The sequence below is a fragment of the Baekduia sp. genome (genome assembly GCF_035318805.1).
In the GTDB taxonomy this organism is placed as follows: Bacteria; Actinomycetota; Thermoleophilia; order Solirubrobacterales; family Solirubrobacteraceae; genus Baekduia.
Genome location: NZ_DATHDY010000019.1, coordinates 1 through 24,566, shown reverse-complemented (window position 1 = coordinate 24,566; position 24,566 = coordinate 1). Strand labels below are relative to the sequence as shown.

At 72.6% G+C, this 24,566-nt stretch carries 25 protein-coding genes; 9 read left to right on the top strand and 16 right to left on the bottom strand.

Translation table 11 applies throughout. The features are described from left to right. The first annotated feature begins 14 nt into the window (after nucleotides 1–14). The 6 genes from VK501_RS05070 (at nucleotide 15) to VK501_RS05045 (ending at nucleotide 5,186) form a co-directional block, all read left to right on the top strand. Complete coding sequence (locus VK501_RS05070; RefSeq protein ID WP_324335281.1) at nucleotides 15–410, top strand: helix-turn-helix transcriptional regulator; 396 nt, start codon at nucleotides 15–17, stop codon at nucleotides 408–410. 154 nt (nucleotides 411–564) lie between these two features. After that, nucleotides 565–1,614 (top strand): cytochrome c oxidase subunit II, encoded by a 1,050-nt coding sequence (gene coxB, locus VK501_RS05065; protein WP_324335279.1) that lies wholly within the window; start codon nucleotides 565–567, stop codon nucleotides 1,612–1,614. A gap of 155 nt (nucleotides 1,615–1,769) precedes the next feature. Then, nucleotides 1,770–3,524: a cytochrome c oxidase subunit I gene (ctaD, locus tag VK501_RS05060; RefSeq protein ID WP_414641073.1), complete on the top strand. Its 1,755-nt coding sequence runs from the start codon at nucleotides 1,770–1,772 to the stop codon at nucleotides 3,522–3,524. 16 nt (nucleotides 3,525–3,540) lie between these two features. Further along, nucleotides 3,541–4,383, top strand: coding sequence for a hypothetical protein (locus VK501_RS05055; protein ID WP_324335275.1), 843 nt, complete (start codon nucleotides 3,541–3,543; stop codon nucleotides 4,381–4,383). A 9-nt stretch (nucleotides 4,384–4,392) separates the two neighbouring features. Beyond that, nucleotides 4,393–5,016, top strand: coding sequence for a heme-copper oxidase subunit III (locus VK501_RS05050; RefSeq protein WP_324335273.1), 624 nt, complete (start codon nucleotides 4,393–4,395; stop codon nucleotides 5,014–5,016). Continuing rightward, the gene (locus VK501_RS05045; RefSeq protein ID WP_324335271.1) at nucleotides 5,016–5,186 is read left to right on the top strand and encodes a hypothetical protein; all 171 of its coding nucleotides are present in this window, start codon (nucleotides 5,016–5,018) and stop codon (nucleotides 5,184–5,186) included. Before VK501_RS05050 ends, VK501_RS05045 begins: the two co-directional genes overlap by 1 nt. A gap of 60 nt (nucleotides 5,187–5,246) precedes the next feature. Here VK501_RS05045 and VK501_RS05040 read toward each other — a convergent pair whose 3' ends face one another. Next, nucleotides 5,247–5,909, bottom strand: coding sequence for a c-type cytochrome (locus VK501_RS05040; protein ID WP_324335318.1), 663 nt, complete (start codon nucleotides 5,907–5,909; stop codon nucleotides 5,247–5,249). Between the two features lie 131 nt (nucleotides 5,910–6,040). Continuing rightward, nucleotides 6,041–7,618 carry a glycosyltransferase family 4 protein gene (locus tag VK501_RS05035; RefSeq protein ID WP_324335269.1) on the bottom strand — a complete coding sequence of 526 codons (1,578 nt, stop codon included), beginning with the start codon at nucleotides 7,616–7,618 and terminating at the stop codon, nucleotides 6,041–6,043. Between the two features lie 60 nt (nucleotides 7,619–7,678). Between VK501_RS05035 and VK501_RS05030 the strand changes: the two genes are divergently transcribed. Both VK501_RS05030 and VK501_RS05025 read left to right on the top strand, forming a co-directional pair. After that, nucleotides 7,679–7,957: a hypothetical protein gene (locus VK501_RS05030; RefSeq protein WP_324335267.1), complete on the top strand. Its 279-nt coding sequence runs from the start codon at nucleotides 7,679–7,681 to the stop codon at nucleotides 7,955–7,957. Nucleotides 7,958–7,964: 7 nt separating this feature from the next. Next, nucleotides 7,965–8,441 (top strand): hypothetical protein, encoded by a 477-nt coding sequence (locus tag VK501_RS05025; protein ID WP_324335265.1) that lies wholly within the window; start codon nucleotides 7,965–7,967, stop codon nucleotides 8,439–8,441. A gap of 21 nt (nucleotides 8,442–8,462) precedes the next feature. Here VK501_RS05025 and VK501_RS05020 read toward each other — a convergent pair whose 3' ends face one another. From VK501_RS05020 to VK501_RS05000, 5 genes are all read right to left on the bottom strand, one after another. Further along, nucleotides 8,463–10,289 carry a hypothetical protein gene (locus VK501_RS05020; RefSeq protein WP_324335263.1) on the bottom strand — a complete coding sequence of 609 codons (1,827 nt, stop codon included), beginning with the start codon at nucleotides 10,287–10,289 and terminating at the stop codon, nucleotides 8,463–8,465. Between the two features lie 188 nt (nucleotides 10,290–10,477). After that, the gene (locus tag VK501_RS05015) at nucleotides 10,478–11,128 is read right to left on the bottom strand and encodes a hypothetical protein (protein WP_324335261.1); all 651 of its coding nucleotides are present in this window, start codon (nucleotides 11,126–11,128) and stop codon (nucleotides 10,478–10,480) included. A 131-nt stretch (nucleotides 11,129–11,259) separates the two neighbouring features. Beyond that, the gene (locus VK501_RS05010) at nucleotides 11,260–11,841 is read right to left on the bottom strand and encodes a hypothetical protein (protein WP_324335259.1); all 582 of its coding nucleotides are present in this window, start codon (nucleotides 11,839–11,841) and stop codon (nucleotides 11,260–11,262) included. A 3-nt stretch (nucleotides 11,842–11,844) separates the two neighbouring features. Continuing rightward, a complete protein-coding gene (locus VK501_RS05005) occupies nucleotides 11,845–12,624 on the bottom strand; it encodes an enoyl-CoA hydratase/isomerase family protein (protein ID WP_324335257.1) in 780 nt (259 codons plus the stop codon). Continuing rightward, entirely contained in the window at nucleotides 12,621–13,043 is a 423-nt protein-coding gene (locus tag VK501_RS05000) for an HIT family protein (RefSeq protein WP_324335256.1), read from the bottom strand. The genes VK501_RS05005 and VK501_RS05000 overlap by 4 nt, the downstream gene beginning before the upstream one ends. A gap of 93 nt (nucleotides 13,044–13,136) precedes the next feature. Between VK501_RS05000 and VK501_RS04995 the strand changes: the two genes are divergently transcribed. Beyond that, on the top strand, nucleotides 13,137–14,336 hold the full coding sequence (locus tag VK501_RS04995; protein ID WP_324335255.1) for a M28 family metallopeptidase: 1,200 nt from the start codon (nucleotides 13,137–13,139) through the stop codon (nucleotides 14,334–14,336). A gap of 688 nt (nucleotides 14,337–15,024) precedes the next feature. Here VK501_RS04995 and VK501_RS04990 read toward each other — a convergent pair. From VK501_RS04990 to rplM, 9 genes are all read right to left on the bottom strand, one after another. Next, nucleotides 15,025–16,425 carry an HDIG domain-containing metalloprotein gene (locus tag VK501_RS04990; protein WP_324335254.1) on the bottom strand — a complete coding sequence of 467 codons (1,401 nt, stop codon included), beginning with the start codon at nucleotides 16,423–16,425 and terminating at the stop codon, nucleotides 15,025–15,027. Then, the gene (gene alr / locus VK501_RS04985) at nucleotides 16,422–17,552 is read right to left on the bottom strand and encodes an alanine racemase (protein ID WP_324335252.1); all 1,131 of its coding nucleotides are present in this window, start codon (nucleotides 17,550–17,552) and stop codon (nucleotides 16,422–16,424) included. Before alr ends, VK501_RS04990 begins: the two co-directional genes overlap by 4 nt. 5 nt (nucleotides 17,553–17,557) lie before the next feature. Beyond that, nucleotides 17,558–18,028 (bottom strand): CBS domain-containing protein, encoded by a 471-nt coding sequence (locus VK501_RS04980; protein WP_324335251.1) that lies wholly within the window; start codon nucleotides 18,026–18,028, stop codon nucleotides 17,558–17,560. Between the two features lie 27 nt (nucleotides 18,029–18,055). Continuing rightward, nucleotides 18,056–19,585, bottom strand: coding sequence for an NAD(P)H-hydrate dehydratase (locus VK501_RS04975; protein ID WP_324335249.1), 1,530 nt, complete (start codon nucleotides 19,583–19,585; stop codon nucleotides 18,056–18,058). Then, nucleotides 19,582–19,941: a holo-ACP synthase gene (locus VK501_RS04970; RefSeq protein ID WP_324335247.1), complete on the bottom strand. Its 360-nt coding sequence runs from the start codon at nucleotides 19,939–19,941 to the stop codon at nucleotides 19,582–19,584. The genes VK501_RS04975 and VK501_RS04970 overlap by 4 nt, the downstream gene beginning before the upstream one ends. Nucleotides 19,942–19,943: 2 nt before the next feature. Beyond that, complete coding sequence (glmS, locus tag VK501_RS04965; protein WP_324335245.1) at nucleotides 19,944–21,818, bottom strand: glutamine--fructose-6-phosphate transaminase (isomerizing); 1,875 nt, start codon at nucleotides 21,816–21,818, stop codon at nucleotides 19,944–19,946. Between the two features lie 214 nt (nucleotides 21,819–22,032). Beyond that, a complete protein-coding gene (gene glmM, locus VK501_RS04960; protein ID WP_324335243.1) occupies nucleotides 22,033–23,370 on the bottom strand; it encodes a phosphoglucosamine mutase in 1,338 nt (445 codons plus the stop codon). Nucleotides 23,371–23,372: 2 nt separating this feature from the next. Then, the gene (gene rpsI, locus VK501_RS28875; protein ID WP_414641061.1) at nucleotides 23,373–24,230 is read right to left on the bottom strand and encodes a 30S ribosomal protein S9; all 858 of its coding nucleotides are present in this window, start codon (nucleotides 24,228–24,230) and stop codon (nucleotides 23,373–23,375) included. A 2-nt stretch (nucleotides 24,231–24,232) separates the two neighbouring features. Continuing rightward, nucleotides 24,233–24,566: 50S ribosomal protein L13 (gene rplM / locus VK501_RS04950; protein WP_324335241.1), on the bottom strand; the 334-nt coding region annotated here is incomplete at its 5' end.

Here is a 24,566-nt window from a genome sequence, read left to right as displayed (position 1 = left end):
CCCCACCAGACGCCATGCATCGACCCGCCACCATCCGCCTGCGGACAAGCCTCTTCGAAGACGCCGTCGCGATCGTCGAGTCCGAGTTCGCCTCCGACCTCTCCCTGGACGACATCGCCCGCCGCGTGGCGTCGTCCCGGCGCCAGCTCCAGCGGGCCTACAGCGAGATCGGCAGCACCACCTTCCGCGAGCACCTGACCGGCGTCCGCATGGAGCGGGCGGCCGACCTGCTGCGCATCCGCGGCCTGACGGTGCGCGACGTCGCCCACCGCGTGGGCTACCGCCAGCCCGCCCAGTTCGCCAAGGCGTTCCGGCGCCACCACGGGGTCGCGCCCTCGGACTTCCGCGCCCAGGGGCGCCTGGGAGCCCCGCAGACGGCCTCCGTGGCGGCCGGCGGCGCGGTGTTCTAGCCGCCTGCGACGGCAACTCACGTCCGCGAACTGCGGATCCGCATTGCGCACCGTCTAGCCCTGCACATAGGATCGCCGGGCTATGGGTGAGGAGAGCACTCGAGCCGAGGCGGATCCCCTGGGAGGACGAGGGGGCCGGCGCGCCATTCAGCAGATGGCGATCGTCGGCCTCATCGCGTCAGCCCTAGGCATCGCCCTCGGGCTCGCAATCAATTGGTTCCCCGTTCAGGGGAGCAAGCAGGCCGACAAGATCGACACGTTGTGGAACGTGCTGATCATCTGCTCGGTCCCGGTGTTCGTCCTCGTGACGACGGTGGTGCTGTTCGCCGCCCGGGACTTCCGGATGCGTCCGGGCGAGGAGCACCTCGACGGCCCGCCCATCCACGGCAACACCAAGCTCGAGGTGATCTGGACGGCGATCCCGGCGATCATGCTCGTATCGCTCTGCACCTACGCCTACCTCGTGCTGCACGACATCGAGAAGGCTCCCGCCGCCGGGAGCGAGCGCAACATCGCCGTCCACGGCCAGCAGTTCACCTGGACCTTCGACTACAACGAGGGCGGCAAGAAGTTCTCCTCCGCCCAGCTGTACGTCCCCGTGGGTGAGTCGGTGCACTTCAACGTCACCACCAAGGACGTCCTGCACGACTTCTGGGTGCCGGCCTGGCGGATGAAGATCGACGCCGTCCCGGGCCTCACGACCCACTACCGCGTCACGCCGACCAAGCTCACCCCCACTGACGGCTATCCGGTGGTCTGCGCCGAGCTCTGCGGCCTCGGGCATGCCTTCATGCGCCAGACGGCGCACGTCCTGAGCAAGCCGAAGTTCGACGCCTGGGTCGCGAAGATGACCAAGCCCGCCGCCACGGCGCCCGCCGCCACGGCGCCCGCCGCCGGCGGCGCGGCCCCCGCGGTCGACGCCAAGAAGCTCTTCAGCGAGGGCAACCAGCAGACCGGCGCGACCGCGTGCGGCGCCTGCCACAAGCTGGCCGACGCGGGCACCGCCGGCGGCGTCGGCCCCGATCTCGACACGGTCCTGAAGGGCAAGGACGAGGCGTTCATCCGCCAGTCGATCCTGCAGCCCGACGCGGAGGTCGCGCAGGGCTTCTCGAAGGGCATCATGCCCGCCACCTACGCCAAGCTGCTGAGCAAGCCCGAAGTGGATGCCCTGGTCAAGTACCTCGAGGAGGTGGCGGCCAAGTGACCGTCCGAGTGCGTCAGCCCGGCTGGACCCGCGCCGCGGCGTTCATGCTGTGCGGCGCCGCGTTCAGCGTCGGCATCAGCTGGCTCGTGCGGATGCTCTACGGGCACGGCACCTACAGCCATTACCTCGAGGCCGAGTCGTTCGTCCTCATCTCGATGTTCGTCCTGCCCTTCGCGTTCCTGATCGGGCTCGGCGCCTTCGACTACTGGTTCTACTGGGCGGCCGGCAAGCCGACGCGGCCCGAGGATCACTCGGGCCACGGCGCGACGTCGTGGAAGTCGTACTTCTACCCGAACACCGACCACAAGGTCATCGGGATCCAGTACACCGTCCACTCGTTCTTCTTCCTGTTCGTGGGCGGCCTGATGGCCATGCTGATGCGCGCCGAGCTCGCGCAGCCGGGCCGCCAGTTCGTGGACTCCAACACGTTCAACGGGCTCTTCAGCGTCCACGCGTCGATCCTGATCTTCCTGTTCATCATCCCCGTGTTCGCGGGCCTGGCGAACTACGTCCTGCCGCTGATGATCGGCGCGCCCGACATGGCGTTCCCGCGGCTCAACGCGCTGTCGTTCTGGCTGCTGCCGATCGCCGGCGTCATGATGCTGGCGTCCTTCTTCGCCCCCGGCGGCTCGTTCGCCAGCGGCTGGACGGCCTACGCCCCGCTCTCGACATCGGCGCCGCTCGGGCAGATGTTCTTCACGATCGCCGTGCAGTTCGCCGGCGCGTCGTCGATCGCGACGGCGCTGAACTTCCTGGTGACCATCATCACCATGCGCGCGCCGGGCATGTCGTTCTTCCGGATGCCGCTGCTGGCCTGGGCGAACTTCTCGACCTCGCTGCTCGTGGTGATCGCCACGCCGTTCATCGCCGCCTCGCAGTTCTTCGTGCTGCTGGACTACGCGCTGGGCTTCAACTTCTTCAACGCCGCCAAGGGCGGGGACGTGCTGATGTACCAGCACGTCTTCTGGTTCTACTCGCACCCGGCCGTGTACATCATGATGCTGCCGGGCTTCGGCATCGTCAGCGAGGTCCTGTCGGTCAAGTCCCGCAAGCCGATCTTCGGCTACCGGATGATGGCCTTCTCGCTGCTGGCGATCGTGGTCCTCGGGTTCACGGTCTGGGCCCACCACATGTTCGTCTCGGGCATGCAGTCGTGGATCCGCGTGCCGATGATGATCACCACGGCCATCATCGCGGTGCCGACGGGCATCAAGATCTTCAGCTGGCTCGCCACGCTGTGGCGGGGCGTGATCCGCCTGGACACGCCGATGCTCTTCGCGCTCGGCTTCCTGACGATGTTCACCTGCGGCGGCATCTCCGGCGTGGTGCTGTCGATGATCCCCATCGACATCCACGTCAGCGACACCTACTTCATCGTCGCCCACATCCACTACGTGCTCTTCGGCGGATCGCTGTTCACGATCTTCGCCGGCGTCTACTACTGGTTCCCGAAGATGACGGGCCGGATGTACGACGAGCGCCTCGGCAAGCTGCACTTCTGGCTGACGTTCGTCTTCTTCAACCTGACGTTCGCGCCGATGCACCTCATCGGCGTCAAGGGCATGCCGCGGCGCGTCGCCGACTACGCCGACCAGTTCGCCACGTGGAACCTGGTGATCTCGCTGGCGTCGTTCGCGCTGGGCATCAGCACGTTGATCTTCGCCTACAACATGATCGCCTCGTGGCGCGGCGGCGCCCGCGCCCCCGCCAACCCGTGGCGGGCGCTGACGCTGGAGTGGCAGGTCTCCTCGCCGCCGCCGGTGTTCAACTTCGACCAGGTGCCCACCGTCGTGGGCGGCCCGTACGAGTACGGCGTCCCCGGTGCGGTGCACGGCATCTTCGCGCCGCCCGCCGCGGCCGAGGCCAAGCCGACACCGGCGGGCACCCACGCCCAGCCGCCGACCGAGTGAGAAGGAGCCGCACGCCATGAGAACCATCCTGGTGGTCGCCAACGAGACGCTCGCGGGCGCCAAGCTGCTCGACGTCATCAAGGACCGTGCCGAGCACAGCGGCGACGGCACGCGCGTCGTCGTGTGCGTGCCGCGCAACCGGCCCAAGCACGGCAACATCATCTACGACGACTTCGTCTTCGACGCCGCCAAGGTGCGCATCGACCTGGCCCGCCGCTTCCTGCGCGACCAGGGCATCACGGCCATCGGCGACATCGGCGATCCGGATCCGTACACCGCGACGATGGACGCGGTGGCCGAGCACCAGCCGGACGAGATCATCGTCTCGACCTACCCGGCGACCATCTCGGGCTGGCTGCGCCGCGACCTCATCGAGCGCATCGAGCAGGCCAGCGGCCTGCCCGTCACGCACGTCGTGCAGGACATCGACGCCGAGGGCATCCCGTTCCACGTCACGCTGGTCGTGGCGGCGCGGACGGCCAGCGGCGACGAGCTCCTGTCCGCGCTGAAGGAGAAGGCCGCCGCGGACAAGCGCGGCACGCTCTTCATCGTCATCGTCCCGCAGGACGGCGGCGAGGGCCAGCACGCCGCCCGCGCCCGGGCGCGCATGGCCCAGGTGGTCGACCGCCTGATCTCCGAGGGGCTGATCGCCGCGGGCATGATCGGCGACCCCGACCCGTACACCGCGACGATGAACGCGCTGCAGTTCTTCCGCGTCGACGACATCGTCATCTCGACCCTTCCGGCGACCCGCTCGGGCTGGCTGCGCGCCGACCTGATCGAGCGCGTGCGCAAGGCCAGCCACAAGCCGGTCGAGCACGTCGAGACCGCCGAGCGCTCGTCCGCCAACGCCGCCTAGAGAGAGACCATGGAAGCTGCCTCGATCCCGGCCGCCCACGGCCACGACGACCACCATCACGGGCCGCCGCCGGCCAACCGCAGCTCGCGGGTCGAGCCCGCGCTGCTCGGGATGATGTTGTTCATCATCAGCGAGATCATGGTGTTCGGGGCCTTCTTCACGGCCTACTTCTTCATCAGGGTCGTGGCGGAGGGGCACACCTGGTTCCCGGTCGACGGCAAGGACCTCCCGGTCGCCGTCGCCGGCGTCAACACGGCGATCCTCGTGTCGTCCTCGCTGACGCTGCACTGGGCACAGACGTCCATCAAGAACGGCAACCGCTTCGGCCTGCAGGCCGGCATGACGGCCACGTTCCTGCTCGGCCTGACGTTCCTGTTCATCCAGATCAACGAGTACGTCCACATCGGGTTCGCGCCGCAGGACAACGCGCAGGCGACGGTCTTCTTCAGCCTCACGGGCCTGCACGGCGCGCACGTGACGATCGGCCTGCTGCTCCTCGGGATGGTGACCGTCCGCTCGTTCAGGGGACACTTCTCCCCCGAGCACCACCAGGGTCTCGAGGTGCCCGGGATCTACTGGCACTTCGTCGACGTCATGTGGATCGTCGTGTACACGACGATCTACGTCATCTGATGGGCCCGGCCGACGAGCCGACCGACGACGGCGGCCGGGACTGGAACGCGCTGCTGGAGCGCGTGCTGGCCCCGTTTCGCACCGAGGCCGCGGCGTTCCGCGTGCTGATGGTCGTCGTGGCGATCTTCGGCGTGCTGATCGCCGTCGTGCTGCTCGCCCGCGCGCTCTGAGGCGCGGCAGTGCCCCTACCGGGGGACCGACGACGGCGCGGGCTCCGCACCGCCCGTGCGCTACTTGACCGTCAGCGTGCCCTGCATGCCGGCCTGTCGGTGCCCCGGCACCGAGCAGTAGTACGTGTACTTCTGACCCGCCGCGAGGTCGGCCTTGAACGACGACGTGCCCTCCGTGACGACCTGGCCCTTGCCGAGGCCGTCGATGACGATGTCGTGGCCGACGCCCGACTTGTTGGGCATCTCGACCGTCACCGGGCCGGGCTGGCCGATCGCCTTGGCGTCGGCGTAGGCCAGCTGGCCGTTGGGGTCGGCCGGGATGCTGATCACGCCGTTCTTCTCGGTCGCGGTGCCGCCGCCGGCCGCTTGGACCGCGGTGGCCAGCAGCCCCGTGTCCTTGCCTCCCACGGCCGACACCGACGCGACGTAGGCCGCCACGTCGTGGGCGTTGTCGCCGTCGACCAGCTTGGCCGGCATCTTCACGCCGTCGGCGCTCGGGAGCCGGTTCGGGAACAGGATCTGCTTGTAGATGACCCCGCGCACGGCCGTGCGGCCGAAGCCCCCCTTCAGCGACTCCTGGAACGCCTCGTCGAGGTTCGGCCCCGTCGTGCCCTTGGTGCCCGCGCGGCCGAGCGTGTGGCACGCACCGCACTTCTGCACGAAGAGCTTCTTGCCCGCGACGACGTCGGCCTGCGGGTCTTTGACCCCACAGGCAGACAGCATCGGCACGGCAGTGACAAGGGCAGCGCAGAGCGCCGCGCGCGGCATGATCCTCTTCCCCATGATCGTCGCGGATCCTATCCGCAACCGCGGAGGACATGTCCAGGTCGGGGTCAGATGTCCACGCGGACGGGTCAGGGCGCGGGCAGCGCGTCGTGCTCGCCGCGCGCCGCGGCGATCACCCCGTCGGCCACGCCGTCCCAGGAGAAGCGCTCGCGCGCGGTGGCGACGAGCGCGCTCCGCACCGCGTCGCGCAGCTCCTCGGGCGCCTGCAGCCACGCGATCAGCCGCTCGGCCAGGTCGCGCACCGCCCGCGGGCCGGTGGCGAAGCCCAGCCAGTCGCGTGCCTCCTCGGGCACGGCGCCGGCCAGGATCGCGCGAACCTCGCCGAGGCCCGAGTGGTCGGCGACGACCGGCAGCGCGCCGCACGCCGCGGCCTCCACGGCGACCATGCCGAAGGCCTCGGGGAACGTCGAGGGCACGACCTGCGCCTCGCATCCGGCCAGCAGCGGCGCGAGCTCTTCGTGCTCCAGGCGGCCTGTGAGCACCACGCGGTCGTCGAGGCCGCGCGCGGCGGCCAGGTAGGCGTCGCGGTCGGGCGCGCCGTCGAGGTCGTCCAGGAAGGCGTCCAGCAGCTGCAGTGCCGACCGCGGTCCGCCCTCGGCCGCGCGACCCTCGGCGGCCAGCGCGCGGACGGCGGCGAGATCGCCGGCGGCCAGCGCGGCGAGCAGGCGCTCGAAGGGCTCGCGGTAGGCGCCGAATCCGACGACGACCAGGCGGGCCTCGGGCACCCCGGCCAGGACGAGCGGCCAGGCGGCCGCCAGCAGGTCCACGCCCTTGGAGACGATGAGCTTGCCGACGAACGCGACGTGGCGGTCGCGCTCGGGATCGAGGCGCGCGATGGCGCGGGCGGCGGCGCCGGCGTCGATGCTGAAGGCCGAGGCCGGCGGATCGCCCGCCGTCGCGACCGGGGCTGCGGCGGCCTGGGACTCGAGGTCGGCGACGAGCCGGCGGAGGTCCGCAGCGGCCTCGCCGCGCGAGCGCGGCCGGAACTCGGCCACGTCCACTCCCGGCGGGCCGAGGCGGGTGCGGGCCGGCAGGCCCGGATCGTCCATCGCCGCCCACAGGCTCTCGGCGGTGTGGCGAGAGCCGACGAGGACCGTCCGCGCCCGGACCAACCCTTCGCGGGCGGCGGGCAGGAAGCGCTCGGGCTGCGGCTTGACCGTGTACTCCAGCGCGCTGCCGTGGACCTTGACCGCGTAGGGCACCGTGTCGCCGAGGGCGCGGGCGACGATCAGCGGGCCCATCACGAGGTGGTTGGCCAGAGCGACGTCGGGCTGGACGAGCTCGGCGACCTCGCGGGCGGCCGCCACGTTGCGCGCCACGTAGTCGGCGACCTGCGCGTCGTCGAGCTCGGCGTACGTCCGCGCTTCGAGGTCCTCGTAGCGGTCGGCGACGTAGACGGGCAGCACCGAGCCGATGTCGGGGCGGTAGACGGTGACGCGCCGGTCGGGGCGCAGCGGGCGGATCCGCAGCGTGCCGGAGTCCCAGTCGCCCGAGGCGCCGACCGCGTCGAGGTCCTCGGGGTGGCGCTCCTGGCTGAGGAGGTGCACGTCGTGGCCGTTGCGGGCCAGCGCGGTGGCCAGCAGCGCGTTGTAGACGTTGGACCCGGTGCCGCGGAGCAGATAGCCGTGGAAGATCAGGATGCGCAAGGCCGACCATCATGCCCGTTGGCCCTGCCTCCGACGCCCCCGATCGCTAGGCTTCGCCGCGTGAGCCTGAAGCAGCGCTACCGCATGCGCACCCCCTCGACGGGGCGCGAGATCCTGCTCGAGGCGGAGCCCGACACGGTCTACCGCGACCGTGAGACCGGCGAGCCGCTCGAGGTCGTCGGCAAGGTCCTGCCGCTCGCCCCCACCACGTCCCGTCTGCCGTGGGCGGTCGAGAACCTCCGCTTCTGCAACTGGTGCGACCAGCTTGCGCAGAAGGACCTCAACGACTGCTCGACGTGCGGCCGCCGTATGGGTCCCGTCGCCAAGTCGCCGGCCTGATCTCCTGATGCGCCGTCCCGCCGCGGCCCTGGCTCTCCTGCTCGTCCTGACCGGCGGCCTGAGCGCCTGCGGTGGGAGCAGCACCCTCCACGACGTCGTGCCCAAGTCGACGCCCGATCTCGTGGCGCCGGAGAACGCGTCCATCGGGACCGCCCGCGCGTCATCGAGCGGCTCGGCTTCGAGCTCGACGCCGAGCAACACCTCAAGCTCGACGCCGTCGAACACGAGCACCGGCACGACGCCGCCGAGCACGCCGTCCACCTCGGGCACCGCCGGCACCGGCTCCGGGACCTCGGGGACCTCGGGCGCGACCACCGGCGGCACGGGCGCGACGACCGGCGGGACCGGCGCGGCCACGGGCGGCACGGGAAGCGGCGGAACCGCCACCGGCACGGCGACCACCCCGCAGGGCACCGGCACGACGGACTCCGGCGGCTTCAGCGACTTCTGCGCCCAGAACCCGGGCGCCTGCGCGTCGCCGTAGGGCGCCGGCGTCGCACCCGCCCTACCGGACCGGCGCGGGCGCTCGCTCGGGGGCCGGGTCGATCTTCTCCTCGACGGCCACGGCTCGATTGGCTCTGCGCCGCCGGCGGCGGTGGAGCGCGACGACGACCGCACCCGCCAGGACGATGCCGCTGAGCAGCGTCATCAGCCGCCCGGCCAGCAGCTGCCATGGGTCGCGACCGCTCAGCGCGCCCAGGCACAGCGCGCACCGGGACCGGGCGGTCGCCGACCAGCGCCCTGCGCCGTCGGTGTGGGTGATCGTCACGACGGCACTACCGTCCGCCCTGCGACCCGTGATGCGTGCGTCACCATCGACGCGTACCAACGGCGACCAGACGACCGCCGTTCGGCGATGCTCGCCGACCCGACCCGTGCCCTTGAGGGTTGCGCCTTCTGACGTCTCGGCATTCCAGATACCGGTGTAGGCGGATCTCGTCGCACCCATGCCGATCGGCCGGTCGCTGACGCGAAACTGGACGGCCGGCAGTAGTGGATATGCGAAGGTCGGGGGCTCAACTTCAGCGCGCACGCTCGCGTGGCCCTGAGGCGGCGGATAGCTCGGACCCGCCTTGGAGTCGATGACGATGAAGGCGGCCATGGCGCAATGCGCGGCGGCGACGATGACGAGCCCGCCGGTCATGATCCGTCGTCCACGGCCAGAAGGCATCGCGGCGAACGCCATGGCACTCGCCAACGCGACCACGATGGCCAAGTAAGGAACCACTCTCATCGGATGCTGAACCACCCGGATGAATTCAGGAAAGCTTGCCCACCATCCGGGCTCCACGATCACCAGAAGCAACAACGTGCCGAGCGCCGCCAGCACGGCCGCGGAGGCGGCGACCCCGTCCGCGCCACGTCGGCGTCTCCACGCGACCGCCACGAGGGCGGTCGACGCGAACGCCATGGCCAGTACCGGAGGCTGAACGAAGACCATGGGCTTCATCGGAAGCCGGAACTCCGCCGGAATGCTGGGCCATGGGGACAGCACATTGGCCACACGAAGAAGTGGGAGGGTGTTCGACAGCTCGCTCGCGCTGATCGTCGGATCGGCGATATCGGTCTGCGGTCCCAGCCACAAGTCGGAAACGAGCCAGGCTCCCGTGAGCCCCACTCCGAGCATGATCGCCAAGATGCCGCGCCCCAGCTGTCGGGCGATGTCCGACGCGCCGTTCGCGTGCAGCGCCAACGGAAGCAGTGCCGCCACGATGAGCGGCAACGCGAGCGTGCTCAGGAGCATGGTGATGTTGTGCGTTCCAGCGACGAGCGCAGCCGACCCGACCAACGCCGCACAGGCCCTGGTCGGACGGCGCTCCGGATGCAGCATCAGCGATGTCAGACCGCCGACCATGACGGCGACCGCGTTGACGCCGACGAACTCGGCCCATGCGCCGCGCCCATAGAGGTCGGACAGGACGTAGGGGGTGGTGACGAACGTCAGTGCCGGAAGCACCGCCGTCCCCGGCGATAGTCCGAGGTTGCGAGCGGCCCACCAGATTCCGAGGTACCCGGACACGAGCGCACCGACGCTGACGGCAGCAAAGACCGTCCACGCACCGAGCACGGCGGACGGATAGGCGAGGACGGAGAGCGTGAATCCCCCGTAGAACACGTAGAACGGATAGAAGGCCCCCGCCGCGATGTGCAGGAAGGACGTTGGCGTTCCGTGCGCCGACACGTACGCCGTCTGGCGCTGCAGCAGCCACAGCGGCGTCGACCACTCCCACCACGAGTTCTGATGGAGCACGAACGGAAGGGCGAGGAGCCCGACGAGCAGGGGTGGCACCACCGTGGCGACGCGTCGCCGGACATCGGACGTCAGGACCATGAGCTGCCGCGACTCTCATGGTCGACCCCGATGCGTGCCAGAGCCAACCGGCACGATTCGGGCTGGCGGCCCGCGCCGCCGGATGCGGGCGGCTAGGAGACTGTGTCGCTATCGCGACTGGGGACCCACCTCCGGCGGCGACGGCTGGCCGTCGTGGGCCTCGGCCTCGCTGGCCGCCTACGGCACCCCTACGGCGTCGACACGATCCGCGCGGAGTACACGATGCGCGCGGTGCGGTAGAGGCAGTAGTAGCGGCCGATCTGGTTGACGGCCTGCGCGGTCTGCGCCTGGCTGTCGTCGCAGGTGCCCTTGGCGCGGCTCGCGCGCCAGGACGTGTCGCCGCCGAGGCCCGCGGCCAGCGCCGGCGCCCAGGTCGGCACCGTCAGTCCGATGACCCAGCCCTTCTTGACCGGGATGGTCTTCTGCAGCGGGAACTCGACGGTCTGGCCGAAGTACGGCTCGAGCTTCTGGACCTCGCCCTGGGCGACCAGGCGCGCGTGGAGCTTGGTTCCCATGCGCAGCACGGCGATCGCCGCCTGCGACTCGCCGCCCAGCGACTTGTTGAAGAAGTCGATCTGCTTGACGCCGGGCTTGGAGAGCTTGACCGTCCACGACACGAGCGTGCCGTCCTTGGGGACGGTGTAGAGCCCGCGGTTCGTGCCGACCTTGGCCTGGTAGCCCGTGGTGCGGCCGAGGGCGTAGCAGGGCTTGTCGGGACAGCTCGGGGTGGCGTCGCCGGGATCGACGACGGGCACGTTGTCCAGCGTCGCGAAGACGACGGCGGGAAGGGCGAGGCCGGCACCCACGACGGCCGCCAGCACGGTACGGAAGCGAGGCATCACGGCCATTCAACACGAACCGGCGGCGAAGTTGCGGCTGTTACGTGCAGCGAAGGCTCGCCAAAGCGGTCCATCGCCGTTTCCCAAGCTGGTCGCCCAGGCCTTGCGCGGCGACGGCGCGTGAGGCTTGCTCATCCCGTCTTCAGCTTGAAGGCCAGCGTCTTGGGCGCGTCCGGCGCGAGGTCGACGCAGCTGACGCGCGGGCAGCCGGGGCGCGTCGCCTCGCCGGCCACGTGCAGCGTCGCCGGGTTGCCGATCGCCGACTGCGAGAAGCGCAGCGTGACCGTGCGGGTGCTCGGGCGCGACACGTCGGCGCCGGACACGCGCTCGGGGAGCTTGTTGGCGCGCTCGTGCAGGACCGAGCCGCGCAGGGCGCCGTCGGCGTCGGCGGTCACGCAGACGAGGTAGTCGGGCACCGTGTCGGGCGGCGCGGACGTCGTCCACGCCTTCAGGCACACCGAGCCGGGCGGGCCGCTGTCGGCCAGCAGCGCCTTGCCGTCCCACGCGGCCGCGAGCGTCAGCGACGTGCGCAGCCGCCCGTCGCTGCCGCGCGTCAACGAGACGCGCGTGAGGTCCGGCGCGGCGCTGACGTCGCCCTTGGGATCGCTCGTCTTCACGAGCGTGGGCGCGGGCGCCGTCGCCGCCGAGGCGCCGACCGCGCCGGTCGCGACGAGCGCCGTGGCCACCGCGAGGCCGACCGTCCGGCGACGCACCGCTCAGCGCCCCTCGTAGGTCGCGCGGCCGGGCCCGTCCTCCAGGAACGAGCGCACGGCGTTCTTGAGGTCCTCGGTCGCGAAGAGCGCGCCGGACACCTCCCCCACGATCGCGTCGGCGGCGCGGGCGCCGCCCTCCTTCTGGGCGCGGACGATCGCCTTGGTCGCCGCGTGCGCGCGCGTGGGACCGTTGGCGATCTTGGTGGCGAACGCGCGCGCGGACGCCTCGAAGGCGTCGGGCGCGTAGACGCGGTTGACGACGTTCCAGCGCTCGAGCGTCGCGGCGTCGTAGAGCTCGCCCGTGTAGATGAGCTCCTTGGCCCGCGCCGGGCCTGCCCGCTCGGCCAGCCGCTGCGGGCCGCCCATCGAGGGCGTCAGGCCGACGACGATCTCCACCAGCCCGAACCTCGCCTTCTCGGAGGCCAGCAGGATGTCGCACCCGAGCGCGATCTCGAAGGCGGCGGTGAGGCAGAGGCCGTGCGCGGCGAACACCGTGGGCAGCGGCAGCTCCTCGATGATGTGGATGACCTCGAGCAGCTCGTCCCACAGCGCGCCCCCGCGCTCGGGCGACATGCCGTCGAAGACCTTGCCGACGTCCACCCCGCCGCTGACGACCTTGCCCTCGGCGCGGATCAGCAGCCCGCGTGGCGGGTCGGCCGCGACCTGGTCGATCGCGCCGCGCAGGCCGTCGAACATCGCGTCGTCGAAGAGGTTCAGCGGCGGGCTGTCGAAGGTCAGGACGGCGAGGGGACCGTCCTGGTCGAGGCGGACGACGGCGCTCATGACTGCTCCTTGATCTGCTGGCCGGCGGCCGAGATCTCGTCCGTGTCGCCGGGGGCCGGGATCCACGGCAGCCGGACCGCGTCGTCGGTGTAGCGCGGGATGACGTGCATGTGGAAGTGGAAGACGGTCTGCCAGGCGACCTCGCCGCAGCAGTTGAGGAGGTTGACGCCGTCGGCGCCGAGCGCCTCCTTGGCGGTGCCCGCCAGGCGCTGCGCGGCGACCGCGGTCGCCGCGAGGTCCTCGGGGTCGACCGACAGCAGGTCGGCGCTGTGGTTGCGCGGCACGACGAGGGCGTGGCCGCGGGTCGCCGGGTTGATGTCCATGAAGGCCAACGTGCGGTCGTCGGAGTCCACGATCGTCGACGGGATCTCACCGGCGATGATCTTGCAGAACAGGCAGTCGGGATCGGTGGCGGGCATGGGCGGCACCTTATCCGCCGGGGCTTTGCGTTCAGGTTCGGTTCAGTCGTGCCCCGAACGTGCCGCAGTAGTCTCAGGGGCAGAATGTCCGATGTGGCCCCCACCGCGACGGAGGCGGCGCTGCACGCCGACGTGGCGGCGCTGTCGGCCCTCGACCGCCTCCCCTGCTCCGCCGGCGAAGCCGAGGCCGCGCAGTGGATCGCGGAGCGCCTGCAGGCCTGCGGCGCGCGCGTCGCCGTCGACGAGGAGACGGTCCACGGCACCTACTTCACGCCGCTGGGCGTGCTCAACGGCGTCGGCGCCGCGGGCGGCGTGGCGGTGCTGACGGGCCGGCGCGGTCTGGGAACGGTGCTGGGCGCGCTCGCCGCGGCGGGGATCTGGCAGGACCTGACCGGCGGGCGCAAGCGCACGCTGCGGCGCTTCCTCAAGCGCCAGACGACGACGAACGTCGTCGCCGAGCTCGGCGACCCCGAAGCCGCGCACACCCTCGTCATCCACGCCCACCACGACGCAGCGCGCACGAGCTTCATCTTCGACCAGAGCGCCGCGAAGTTCCTGGTGGAGAAGGTGCCCGCGGTCATGGACCGCATCGACCGCTGGCCGCCGTTGATGGGCCTCGTCATCGGCGGGCCGGTCGCGGTCGCCGTCGGCGGGCTCACGGGTGGCCGCCGCGCTGCGGCGCTCGGCGGCGCGTTCGCCGCGGGAACCGCGGCCGTCATGGCGCACATGAGCCGCGAGCCCGTCGTGCCGGGCGCCAACGACAACCTCAGCGGCGTCGCGGTGCTCCTCGAGGTCGGCCGTCGCCTGCAGGCGAGCCCACCACCGCCCGGCGTCCGCGTGATCCTGCTGTCGGCCGGCGCCGAGGAGGCCAACCAGGAGGGCATGCTCGCCTTCGCCCGCCGCCACTTCGGCCGCCTGCCGGTGGAGCGCACGAGCTTCCTGTGCCTGGACACCGTAGGCTCGCCCGAGCTGGTGCTGATCGAGGGCGAGGGCTTCCTGCGGATGTACGAGTACCCGTCGGCCCAGAAGCAGCGCGTGGCGGCCGCCGCCCGCGACGCCGGCGTCCGGCTGCGGCGCGGCATGCGCCTCACGTTCGCGACCGACGGCCTGGTCCCGCTGCGCCGCGGCTACGAGGTCGCCTCCCTCGGCTCGGTCACCGAGCACCTCGTGCCGGCCAACTACCACTGGCCGACCGACACCGCCGACAACGTCAACTACGCGACGGTCGCCGCCGCGGGCGACGTCGTCATGGCGACGATCGCACGGAGCGCGGAGGCGACGGCGGCGGCGTAGGGCGGGCTCAGGGCGCGAGCGTCGGGGGCCGGGGCGCGAGCGTCGGGGACTGGCGTCGTGTACGCCGTCGTGGCGCGGGCGTGGTGTGCCGGCGCCGCCGAGCTGCCGGCGCCGGGGCGTTCCGCTCGGGCGCTCAGGGTCGGCGGAGCGGGGTCCGGGGGTCGATGACGGGAACATGCGCCGGCCGAGCCCCCGGCCTCGCCGGTCGTCCGCGGGCCGAGCGGCGGGGATCCGCGTCGGATAGACCCCGATACACGGGGTCTATCCAGCATGCATCGCGCGGCGGTGGCAATTCAGGCCCGAACGATCCCCGCGCGCGGCGCCGGCGTCGCGACACGACTCCCGATCGGCGTCGGGGCCGACGTGGGCCCGGACGCCGCGGCCACACCGCGGCCAACAGGCCCACCCGGCAGCCCGAACACCCCAAGCCCGACGTGGGCCCGGACGCCGCGGCCACACCGCGCCCAACAGGCCCACCCCCGCCCGCGGCGCCCGCGGAGACCGACCACGCCGGCGCGCGGCCAAGGGCGGGTTGTCGTCGCTGATCGCCAGATCAGGCCGGCCCCTCGGCGGCGCGCCGAGCTGAAACGCCCCGACGCCGGAGGCTCGAACGCGCCGGCACAGACGCCGGCGGCTCCCCGGCGTCCACGACGCCAGTCCCCGACGCCGGCCGCACCGCGCCCGCTCCTCAGCCCACCAGCCTCCGCGCCAGCTCGATGGCCTCGTCGGGCGTGGTGATCTCGCCGGCGAAGCGTGCCTCCTCCAGTTGGGCCAGCAGCGTCCCGAGCGCCGGGCCGGGCCGGATGCCCAGGGCGCGGGCCAGCTCGTCGCCGCGTACCAGCGGCGGCTGGGCGGCGAAGTCGGCGTAGGCCAGCGCCTCGGGCAGGACGACACGCGCGATCTCGAGGTGCTTGGCGATCGCCTCGTCGGCCTTGCGGCCGCGCGTCGCGAGGCGGTCGGCGATCGACAGCAGCGACACGTCGACCTCCACGGGCGACGTCTTGACCAGGTACTGGTGAATGGCGCGGCGGTCCAGCGGCGCCTGGTGCACCAGGTAGCCGAGACCCAGGTGGTGGCGCGCCAGCAGCGCGACGTGCGCGCGCAGCCGTTCGCTGGTGCGCAGGCGGGTGAGCGCGGCGCGGGCGCGCTCGGCCCCGAGGTCGGCGTGGCCGGGGAAGCCGAGGATCGAGCCGTCCTCGTGGCGCGTCTGCGTCTCGGGCTTGGCGACGTCGTGCAGCAACGCGCCGAAGCGCAGTGCCACGCCGCGGGTCAGCTCGTCCGACAGCGGCTGCGCCAGATAGGCGCGGATCGGCCCGGCGAGCTCCTCGCCGAGGACGGCGCCCGGATCGCGCTCCAGCGCCACCGTCTCGGCCAGCACTTCAAGCGTGTGGTCGTGGACGTCGAGGTGGTGGTAGCGGTTCTGCTCGACTCCGCGCAGGGCCGTGATCTCGGGGAGCACGTGCTCGGTCAGCCGGAGGCGGTCCATCAGCGCCAGGCCGTCGAGGACGCGGTCGGCGGCGACGACGCGCTTGAGCTCGGCGAAGACGCGCTCGGCGGCGACCTCGGCGATCCGGGGCGCCCGCTGCGCCGCGGCCGCCACCGTGTCGGGATCGGGCTCGAGGTCCAGCTCGGAGGCGAAGCGCGCGAGGCGCAGGGTGCGCAGGGGGTCGTCGTCGAAGCTCGCCGGCGACACCATGCGCAACCGGCGCGCCGCAAGGTCCCGCGCGCCGCCGTGCGGGTCGACCACGTCGCCGCCGGCCAGCGGCTCGGCCATCGCGTTGATGGTGAAGTCGCGTCGGGCGAGATCCTCGTCCAGCGAGCCGCCCTGCAGCGGGGCGATGTCCACCTGCCACCGGCGCTCGGGGCCGATGACCCGCCACGCGCCGAACTCGCCCGACAGCTCGAAGGCCGGGCCGCCGGCGTCGCGGGCCAGCGTGCGCGCGGCGCTGCGCGCGTCGCCGGCGACGACGAGATCGACGTCGGCGGTCGCCCGTCCGAGCAGCGCGTCGCGCACCGCCCCGCCCACGACCCAGGCCAGCTCACCGCCGGCCAGCGCGGCCCGTGCGGCGTCGAGAGCCGGTGCGCTCACTCGTCGACGACCTCGCCGTCGCGGTGATGGTGGCGCGGCACGCGGGCCGAGATCCCGCACGTCACCTCGTAGTTGATGGTGTTGAGCCAGCTGGCCAGGTCCTCGGCCGTGACCTGCTCGCCGCCCTGGGCGCCGATCAGCACGACGTCGTCGCCCACCTTGGGACCGAGGCCCGCGGCGCCGACGTCGAAGGTGACGTTGTCCATCGACACGGTGCCGACCAGCGGGATGCGGCGGCCGTGCAGGAGCGCCTCGGCCTTGTCGCCGAGCCCACGGCGGTAGCCGTCCCCGTACCCGATCGGCGCGGTCGCCAGCAGCGTCTCGCGCGCCGCCACGAAGCGCCGCCCGTAGCCCGCGCTGTCCCCCGCGGCGGTGGTCTTGACCGCCGCGACGTAGGACACCAACTCGAGTGCGGGCTCCAGCTCGCGCGCGGCCGGGTCCTCGCCAAATGGGTCCATGCCGTAGATCGCGATGCCCGGGCGGACGAGGTCGAAGTGCGTGGCGGGGTCGCGGAGCGTCGCGGCGCTGTTGGCGGCGTGCAGGAGCACGCCAGGGTGGCGCGCGCGCAGCGGCTCCGCCCACGCCCGGAACCGCGCGAGCTGCTCGCCCATGAACGCGTCGCCACGCTCGTCGGCGGTGGCGAAGTGCGTCCAGGCCCCGACGAGCTCGAGGTTCTCGGCGGCGGCCACGGCCGCGGCGACCGCGTCGGCCTCCTCGGCGTCCCGCGTGCCGAGCCGGCCGAGCCCGGAGTCGAGCTTGACGTGCACGCGGACCGGCCGGCCGGCCGCGACCAGCGCCTGCACCATCTCGACGGTCCAGACCGAGAGGTCGGCGCCGGACTCCAGCGCGATCGGCAGCTCCTCGTCGCTCAGGGCGCCGAGGAGCAGCACGGGGACGTCGTCGCCCAGCTCCGCCGCCCGCAGCTCGCGCGCCTCCAGCGCCGTGGCGACGGCCAGCCAGGTCGCGCCGCCGCGCAGCGCCGCGCGGGCCGAGGGGACCATGCCGTGGCCGTAGCCGTCGGCCTTGACCACGGCGCAGACCGCGGCCCCCGAGGCGTCCCGTGCGATCCGCGCGACGTTGCGCTCGATCGCGGCGAGGTTGACGCGGGCCAGCGCACGCACCGCCACGCGGCTCAGGCCTCCAGGGCGTTCAGCGCCGCCAGGACGTCGGCGCGGGTGACCAGCCCGACGTAGCGGCCGTGCTCGACGACGGGAAGCCGGCTGTGGCCACGCTCGACGATCGCGTGCGCCGCCTCGTGCAGCGTGGTCGACGGCTCGACGGTCACCGGCGGCTCGGTCATCAGGTCCGCGACGCGCGCCGCGGCGGCCTTCCTGAGCCGGCGCTCGAACACGCGCAGCTCGGGCGGGAAGAACACCAGGCCGCCGAACAGCTCGATGTAGTGCGGGATGTGCAGGTCGCCCTCCTCGTCGGCGATGACGAGATCCTGCTCGGTGACGATCCCGACGCAGCGCCCTCCGTCGTTGACGACCGGCAGCGCCGAGACGTCCTCGTCCCGGAACCGGGCGACGACGTCCTCCACACCGGCATCGAGGGTGATGGACGGCGCATCGCGCTCCATGATGTCGGCGACGGTGGCGGCCATGCGGCGAGGACTCTAGTCGAGCGCTTGTCAGTCCAGCGTGTGCGGCAGCTCGTCGATCACGTCCGACGCGATGACGCCGTCGGGGCCCGACAGCGCGGCGGCGGCGCGGCGGCCGGCCTCGGCGTGGACGAAGACGGCCGCGCAGGTCGCGTCGAACGGCGTCATGCCGCGGGAGAGGAAGGCGGCGATCACGCCGGAGAGGACGTCGCCGGTGCCGGCGGTCGCGAGCGCCGGGCTGCCCCCGCGCGAGATCGCGACACGTCCCTCCGGCTCGGCGACGATCGTGTCGTCGCCCTTGAGCAGGACGATCGAACCCGCGCGCCGAGCGGCCTCGCGCACGTGGTCCAGGCGCCGGGCGTTGACCGCGTCGGAGGCGGTCTCCAGCAGGCGCGCCAGCTCGCCCGCGTGCGGCGTGAGCACGGCGGGCGCGTCGCGGTCGCGCAGCGTCTCCAGGTGACCGGCGATCGCGTTCAGCCCGTCGGCGTCGAGCACGAGGGCCACCGACGCCTCGCGCGCGAGGCGCCGTGCGAACGCGAACGCGCCCTCGGTGCGGCCCAGCCCCGGCCCCACCACGAGCGTCCCGCCACGCGTCCGGGCGCGGTCCAGCACGTCCTGCGCTCCGGCCGCGGTGTGGGCGCCGCCGTCGTCGGGCAGCGGCGCGCTCATCACCTCGGTGAGCTTGATCTCGAAGATGTCGTTCAGCGAGTCGGGCACGCACGCCGTGACGTAGCCCGCGCCGGCCCGCATCGCCGCCGACGACGACAGGCAGACCGCGCCCGTCATGCCGCGCGAGCCGCCCGCGACGAGGACATGGCCGGACGCGAACTTCGTCGAGTCCTGCCCGCGGCGCGGGTAGGTGTCCAGGACGCCCGGGCCGATCAGCCCGATGTACGGCTGCACGGGCGCGCCCTCGTGCGGGATCCCGATGTCGACCACCGTGACCTCGCCCGCGTGCGCCTTGCCGGGCAGGATCCACAGGCCGGGCATCGCGGCGTGGAACGTCGCGGTCACCGCGGCGTGCACGGCCTCGCCCTCGACGGCGCCCGTCGCCGCGTCCACGCCGCTCGGCACGTCCGCCGCGACCACCGGCGCGCCGGACGCGTTGATGGCCGCGATCGCGCCCGCGACGTCGTCGCGCGGCACCCCGGTGAAGCCGGTGCCGAGGATGGCGTCCACGATCACGGCCGCGCCCTCCAGCGCGCGCGGCGCGAAGGCCGCGGGCGCGTCGCCCGGCAGCCGCTCGAGCTGGATCCGGGCGTCGCCCTTGAGCCGCGACAGGTCCGCCGTCGTCAGCACCCGCACGGCCCGCCCGGCCTCGCGCAGCAGCCGTGCCACGACGTATCCGTCGCCGCCGTTGTTCCCGGCGCCGCACACGACGACCACGTCGCCCCCGGGCGCGACGTCGGCCACCGCGCGCGCCAGGCCCTCGCCCGCGCGCTCCATCAGCACGACGCCCGGGATGCCGAGCTCCTCGATCGCCCAGGCGTCGGTGGCGCGCAGCTGCTCGACGTCGAGCAGCGGCTGCATCCACGCCGGAAGCGGGTCGGCCGGCGTCACGCGCGCACCATCGCCACCGCTCCCGCCGTCTCCCGCGAGTGCGTCAGCGACACGGCCACCTCGCCGACCAGCCCCGCGAGCGGTCCGTGCAGCACGATCCGGGGCGGGCCGCCATCGCTGACGACCTCGATGTCCTGCCACGACCACGCGTCGAGCTCGAGCGCCTTGGCGACGGCCTCCTTGGCGCAGAAGCGCGCCGCCAGGTGCTGCCCCGGCCGCGATCGCCCCGCGGCGTACGCCCGCTCGCCGTCGGTGAACAGCCGCTGCGCCAGCGCCGGCCGGCGCGCGAGCGCCGCCTCGAGCCGGTCGATCTCCAGGAGGTCGAGCCCGACGCCGCCGGGCGGGCGGGCCGGCACCCCTACTCGACCGTGACGGTCTTGGCGAGGTTGCGCGGCTGGTCGACGTTCAGCCCGCGCAGGCGCGCGATCTTGTAAGCCAGCACCTGCAGTGGGATGACCGCCAGCAGCGGCTGCAGCATCCAGTCCATCGCCGGGATCCGGACGACCTCGTCGGCATGCTCGCCGATCTCGATGTTGCCCTCGCTGGCGATCGCGATGACGTGCGCCCCGCGCGCGCGCACCTCCTGCACGTTGGACACCACCTTGTCGAGGATCGGCGAGTCGGTGGCGATGCACACGACCGGCGTCGACTCGTCCAGCAGGGCGATCGGCCCGTGCTTCATCTCGCCCGCCGCGTAGGCGTCGGTCGGGATGTAGGAGATCTCCTTGAGCTTCAGCGCGCCCTCCAGCGCGACCGGCAGGCCGACGTGCCGGCCCAGGTACAGGAAGAACTCGCGGCCGAAGTGCTTCTGGGCGACGGCGTCGAGGTCGAGCCCCTGCAGCAGCTCGTCGATCTCGTGCGGGACGCGCTTGAGCTCGGCGACCAGGCGCGTGCGCTGCTCGGCGTCCAGCGTGCCGCGCAGCTCGGCCAGGCGCAGCGCCAGCAGGTAGACGACGGCGACCTGGCACACGAACGTCTTGGTCGCGGCGACGCCGATCTCCAGGCCGGCCCGCGTGTAGAGCACGCCGTCGGCGTCGCGCGTGGCCTGCGAGCCCATGACGTTGGTGATGGCGATCACCTTGGCGCCGCGCTCGCGGGCCAGGCGCATCGCGGCCAGCGTGTCGGCGGTCTCGCCCGACTGCGTGATGCCGATGACGAGGTCGCCGGGGCCCACGACCGGGTTGCGGTAGCGGTACTCGGAGGCGACGTCCATCTCGACCGGGATCCGCGCCCACTCCTCGATCGCGTACCGGCCGATGAGGCCCGCGTGGTAGGAGGTGCCGCACGCCACGACGATGATGCGGTTGACGTCGCGCAGCAGCTCCTCGTCGAAGCTCGCCTCCTCGGCGAGGTCCACGCCGTCGGCGCGCACGGTGCGGTCCGCGATGGTTTCGGCGACGGCGTCGGCCTGCTCGTGGATCTCCTTGAGCATGAACGTCTCGAAGCCGCCCTTCTCGGCGGTCTCCTCGTCCCAGTCGATCTCGACGACCTCGCGGTCCAGCACGGTGCCGTCGGGCAGCAGGAACGTCGTGCCCTCAGGCGTGACCACGACGATCTCGCCGTTCTCGATGTACTGCACCCGGTGCGTGCTCGCCAGGAAGGCGGGGATCGCGGAGGCCAGGAAGGTCTCGCCCTCGCCGCGGCCGACGATCAGCGGGCACTCGCGACGGGCGCCGACGAGCGTCTCGGGCTCCTCGATGGACATCGCGACGAACGCGAAGTGGCCCTGCAGCTCGGCATAGGCGCCACGCACGGCGTCGATCAGCGACGCCGACCCGCGCGCGCCCAGGTGGTGGGAGATCAGGTGCGCGATGACCTCGGCGTCGGTCTCGCTCGTGAAGCGCGCCCCGAGGCCGGCCAGGCGCTGCTTGAGCGCCAGGTAGTTCTCGACGATGCCGTTGACGACCACGTGCACGCGGTTGGTCGTGTCGAAGTGCGGGTGGGCGTTCTCCTCGTTGACGCGCCCGTGCGTCGCCCAGCGCGTGTGGCCGATGCCCGTGGTGCCGGCGCGCGTGGCGACGGCGGTGCCGCCTCCGGCCTCGGTGGCCTCCTGCGCCTCGACGGCGGCCCGGAGGTTGGCCAGGTTGCCCACGGCGCGGACCGACTCGATCTCGTCCTGGTCGATCACCGAGATCCCCGCGGAGTCGTACCCGCGGTACTCGAGCTTCTGCAGGCCGGCGAGCAGGATCTCCTGCGCGGGGCGCTTGCCGACGTAGCCGACGATGCCGCACATACGGGGCCTCCTCTTTCGGATCAGGTACGGGTCCGGATGCTGCGCCCGACCGGGCTTGGACCGCCCGCCGGAGGGATGTCGAGGGTACCAACGACAGCCCACGCCACCCTGGCCGTCCGGGCGGGGGCTAGGGGAACACTGGCTCAGAGGGCCAGGTTCCCTGCGGGTCTTCGCCCAGGGGGCGAAACCCGCGGCGGGCTAGGGACCCACGCGGCTAGGCGGTGCTCGCGGAGCCCTGCACGATCGACACGAGCCGATCGCAGGTGGCGTCCGCCTCGTCCTCGGTCGGCGCCTCGACCATCACGCGCACCAGCTGCTCGGTCCCCGACGGGCGCACCAGCACGCGGCCGCGGCCCTCGAGCGCCTCGCTCTCACGGGTGACCGCCTCGGTCAGCTCGGCGCTCGCCATCGCGGCGTCGCGGTCGCCGACGGGCACGTTGACCAGCCGCTGGGGCAGCTTCTGCATGCTGGCGCGCTCCGCGAGGTCGCGCCCGGCGAGGGCCTCCAGCGTCAGCAGCGCGCTGGCGATGCCGTCGCCCGACGGCACGAAGTTCATGTCGATGATGTGGCCCGACTGCTCGCCGCCCAGCGACCAGCCGCGGCCGCGCAGCTCCTCGAGCACGTAGCGGTCGCCGACGGAGGTGATCGCGACCTCGACGCCCGCCTCGCGCATGCCCTGGTGGAAGCCGTAGTTCGTCATGACCGTGACGGCCACGCCGCCCGACAGCCGGCCCCGCTCGCGCAGGCTCAGCGCGGCGAGTGCGATCAGCTCGTCGCCGTCGACCACGGTGCCGTGGCGGTCGGCGGCGAGCACGCGGTCGCCGTCGCCGTCGAAGGCGAAGCCGAGGTCGTGGCCGCCGTCGACGACGGCCTGCGCCAGCGCGGCGATGTGCGTCGAGCCGCAGCCGGCGTTGATGTTGCGCCCGTCGGGCGCGTCGGCCAGGACGCTCACGTCGGCGCCGAGGCGCCGGAAGATCTCGGGCGCGGCGCGGTACGTCGCGCCGTGGGCGCAGTCCAGGAGGACGTTGACGCCGGTGAGGTCGAGCTCGGCGAAGCGCGTCTGCAGCTCGCGGAGGTAGTCCTCCAGCGTGCCGTGCAGCTCGCTGACGCGGCCGATGGCCGCTCCGCCACCCACGTCGGCCTGCTCGTCGAGCAGACGCTCGATCGCGGACTCGTCGGCGTCGGAGAGCTTGAAGCCGTCCGGGCCGAAGAACTTGATGCCGTTGTCGGCGTACGGGTTGTGCGACGCGGAGATGACCGCCGCGAGGTCGAGCTTGTAGCGCCCGAGCAGCAGCGGCGCGGCCGGCGTCGGCAGCACGCCACCGAGGAGCACGTCGCCGCCGGCGGAGGTGATCCCCGCCGCCAGCGCGGCCTCCAGCATCTCGCCCGACTCGCGCGTGTCGCGGATGACCAGCACGCGCGGCCGGTCGACCGGCGACTGGGTCGCGACCGCACGACCCAGCGCGAGCGCGAGCTCCGCGGTCAGGACCTCGCCGGCGACGCCGCGGACGCCGTCGGTTCCGAAGAGCCGGCGGGCCGGTGGCACCGCCATCGCTAGCGCTTGCTGAACTGCGGCTTCTTGCGCGCCTTCTTGAGGCCGGCCTTCTTGCGCTCCTTGGCGCGCGCGTCACGCGTCAGGAAGCCGCGGCGCTTGAGCTCGGTGCGCAGGTTGGGATCGGCCTCCAGCAGCGCGCGGGAGATGCCGTGGCGCAGCGCGCCGGCCTGGGCCGACACCCCGCCGCCGTGCATGCGAGCCACGACGTCCATGCGGTCCTCGTAGCCCACCGTCTCCAGGGGCTGGCGGATCGTGCGCTGGAGCGTGGCGCGTGGGAAGAACTCGTCCATCGTCCGGCCGTTGATCGTGTAGACCCCGGTGCCCGGCTTGAGGATGACGCGCGCGATGGCGGTCTTGCGCTTGCCCGTCGCGCGGTAGCGCGCGTCGTCGGCCAGCTGGATCTGCGCCGTGATCGGCTGCTCGTCGACGACGTCGTGCTCGTCGTCGGACGTCACGACCGGCTCGTCGCCGTCCGGATCGTGGTCCTCGGACCAGGACCCGGCCGCCCGATCGTCGCCGTCCACGACGATGTCGACCTCGAGGTCGGCGCCGGGGATCGCGGGCTTGACGCGCGGAGCGGCGGGCGCCTCGTCCTCGTCGTCCTCCAGGTGCTCGTCGACCTGCTCGGCGTCGGCGGCCTGCGGCACGGCCGGAGCCGGGGCGGCCTCCTCGGCCGGAGCCTCGGCGGCGACGGGCGCCTCCTCGGCGGCGGGCGCCTCGTCGGCAGCCGGCGCCTCCTCGGCGGCCGGAGCCGGAGCCGCCTCGGCGGGCGTCTCCTCGGCCTGGTTGTCGGCAGCCGCGCCCTCGGGCGTCGTCGGCTGCTCGTCCTGCGGATCCTGCGGCGTCTGGTCGGACATGCCTAAGACTTGATCTCCAGGGGCTGAGGCTGCTGCGCGACGTGCGGATGATCCGGGCCGGCGTAGACCTTCAGCTTCGTGAGCTGCTTGCGGGCGAGGCGGTTGCGGGGCAGCATGCCCTTGACCGCGAGCCGGATGACCTCTTCTGGGCGCCGCTCCAGCATCTCCTCCAGCGTGCGGGACTTGATCCCGCCGGGGTAGCCGGAGTGGCGGTAGTAGCGCTTCTCGGCGCGCTTGTTGCCGGTGACCGAGATCTTCTCCGCGTTGACGACGATGACGAAGTCACCGGTGTCGACGTGGGGGGTGTACTCGGGCTTGCGCTTGCCGCGCAGGGCA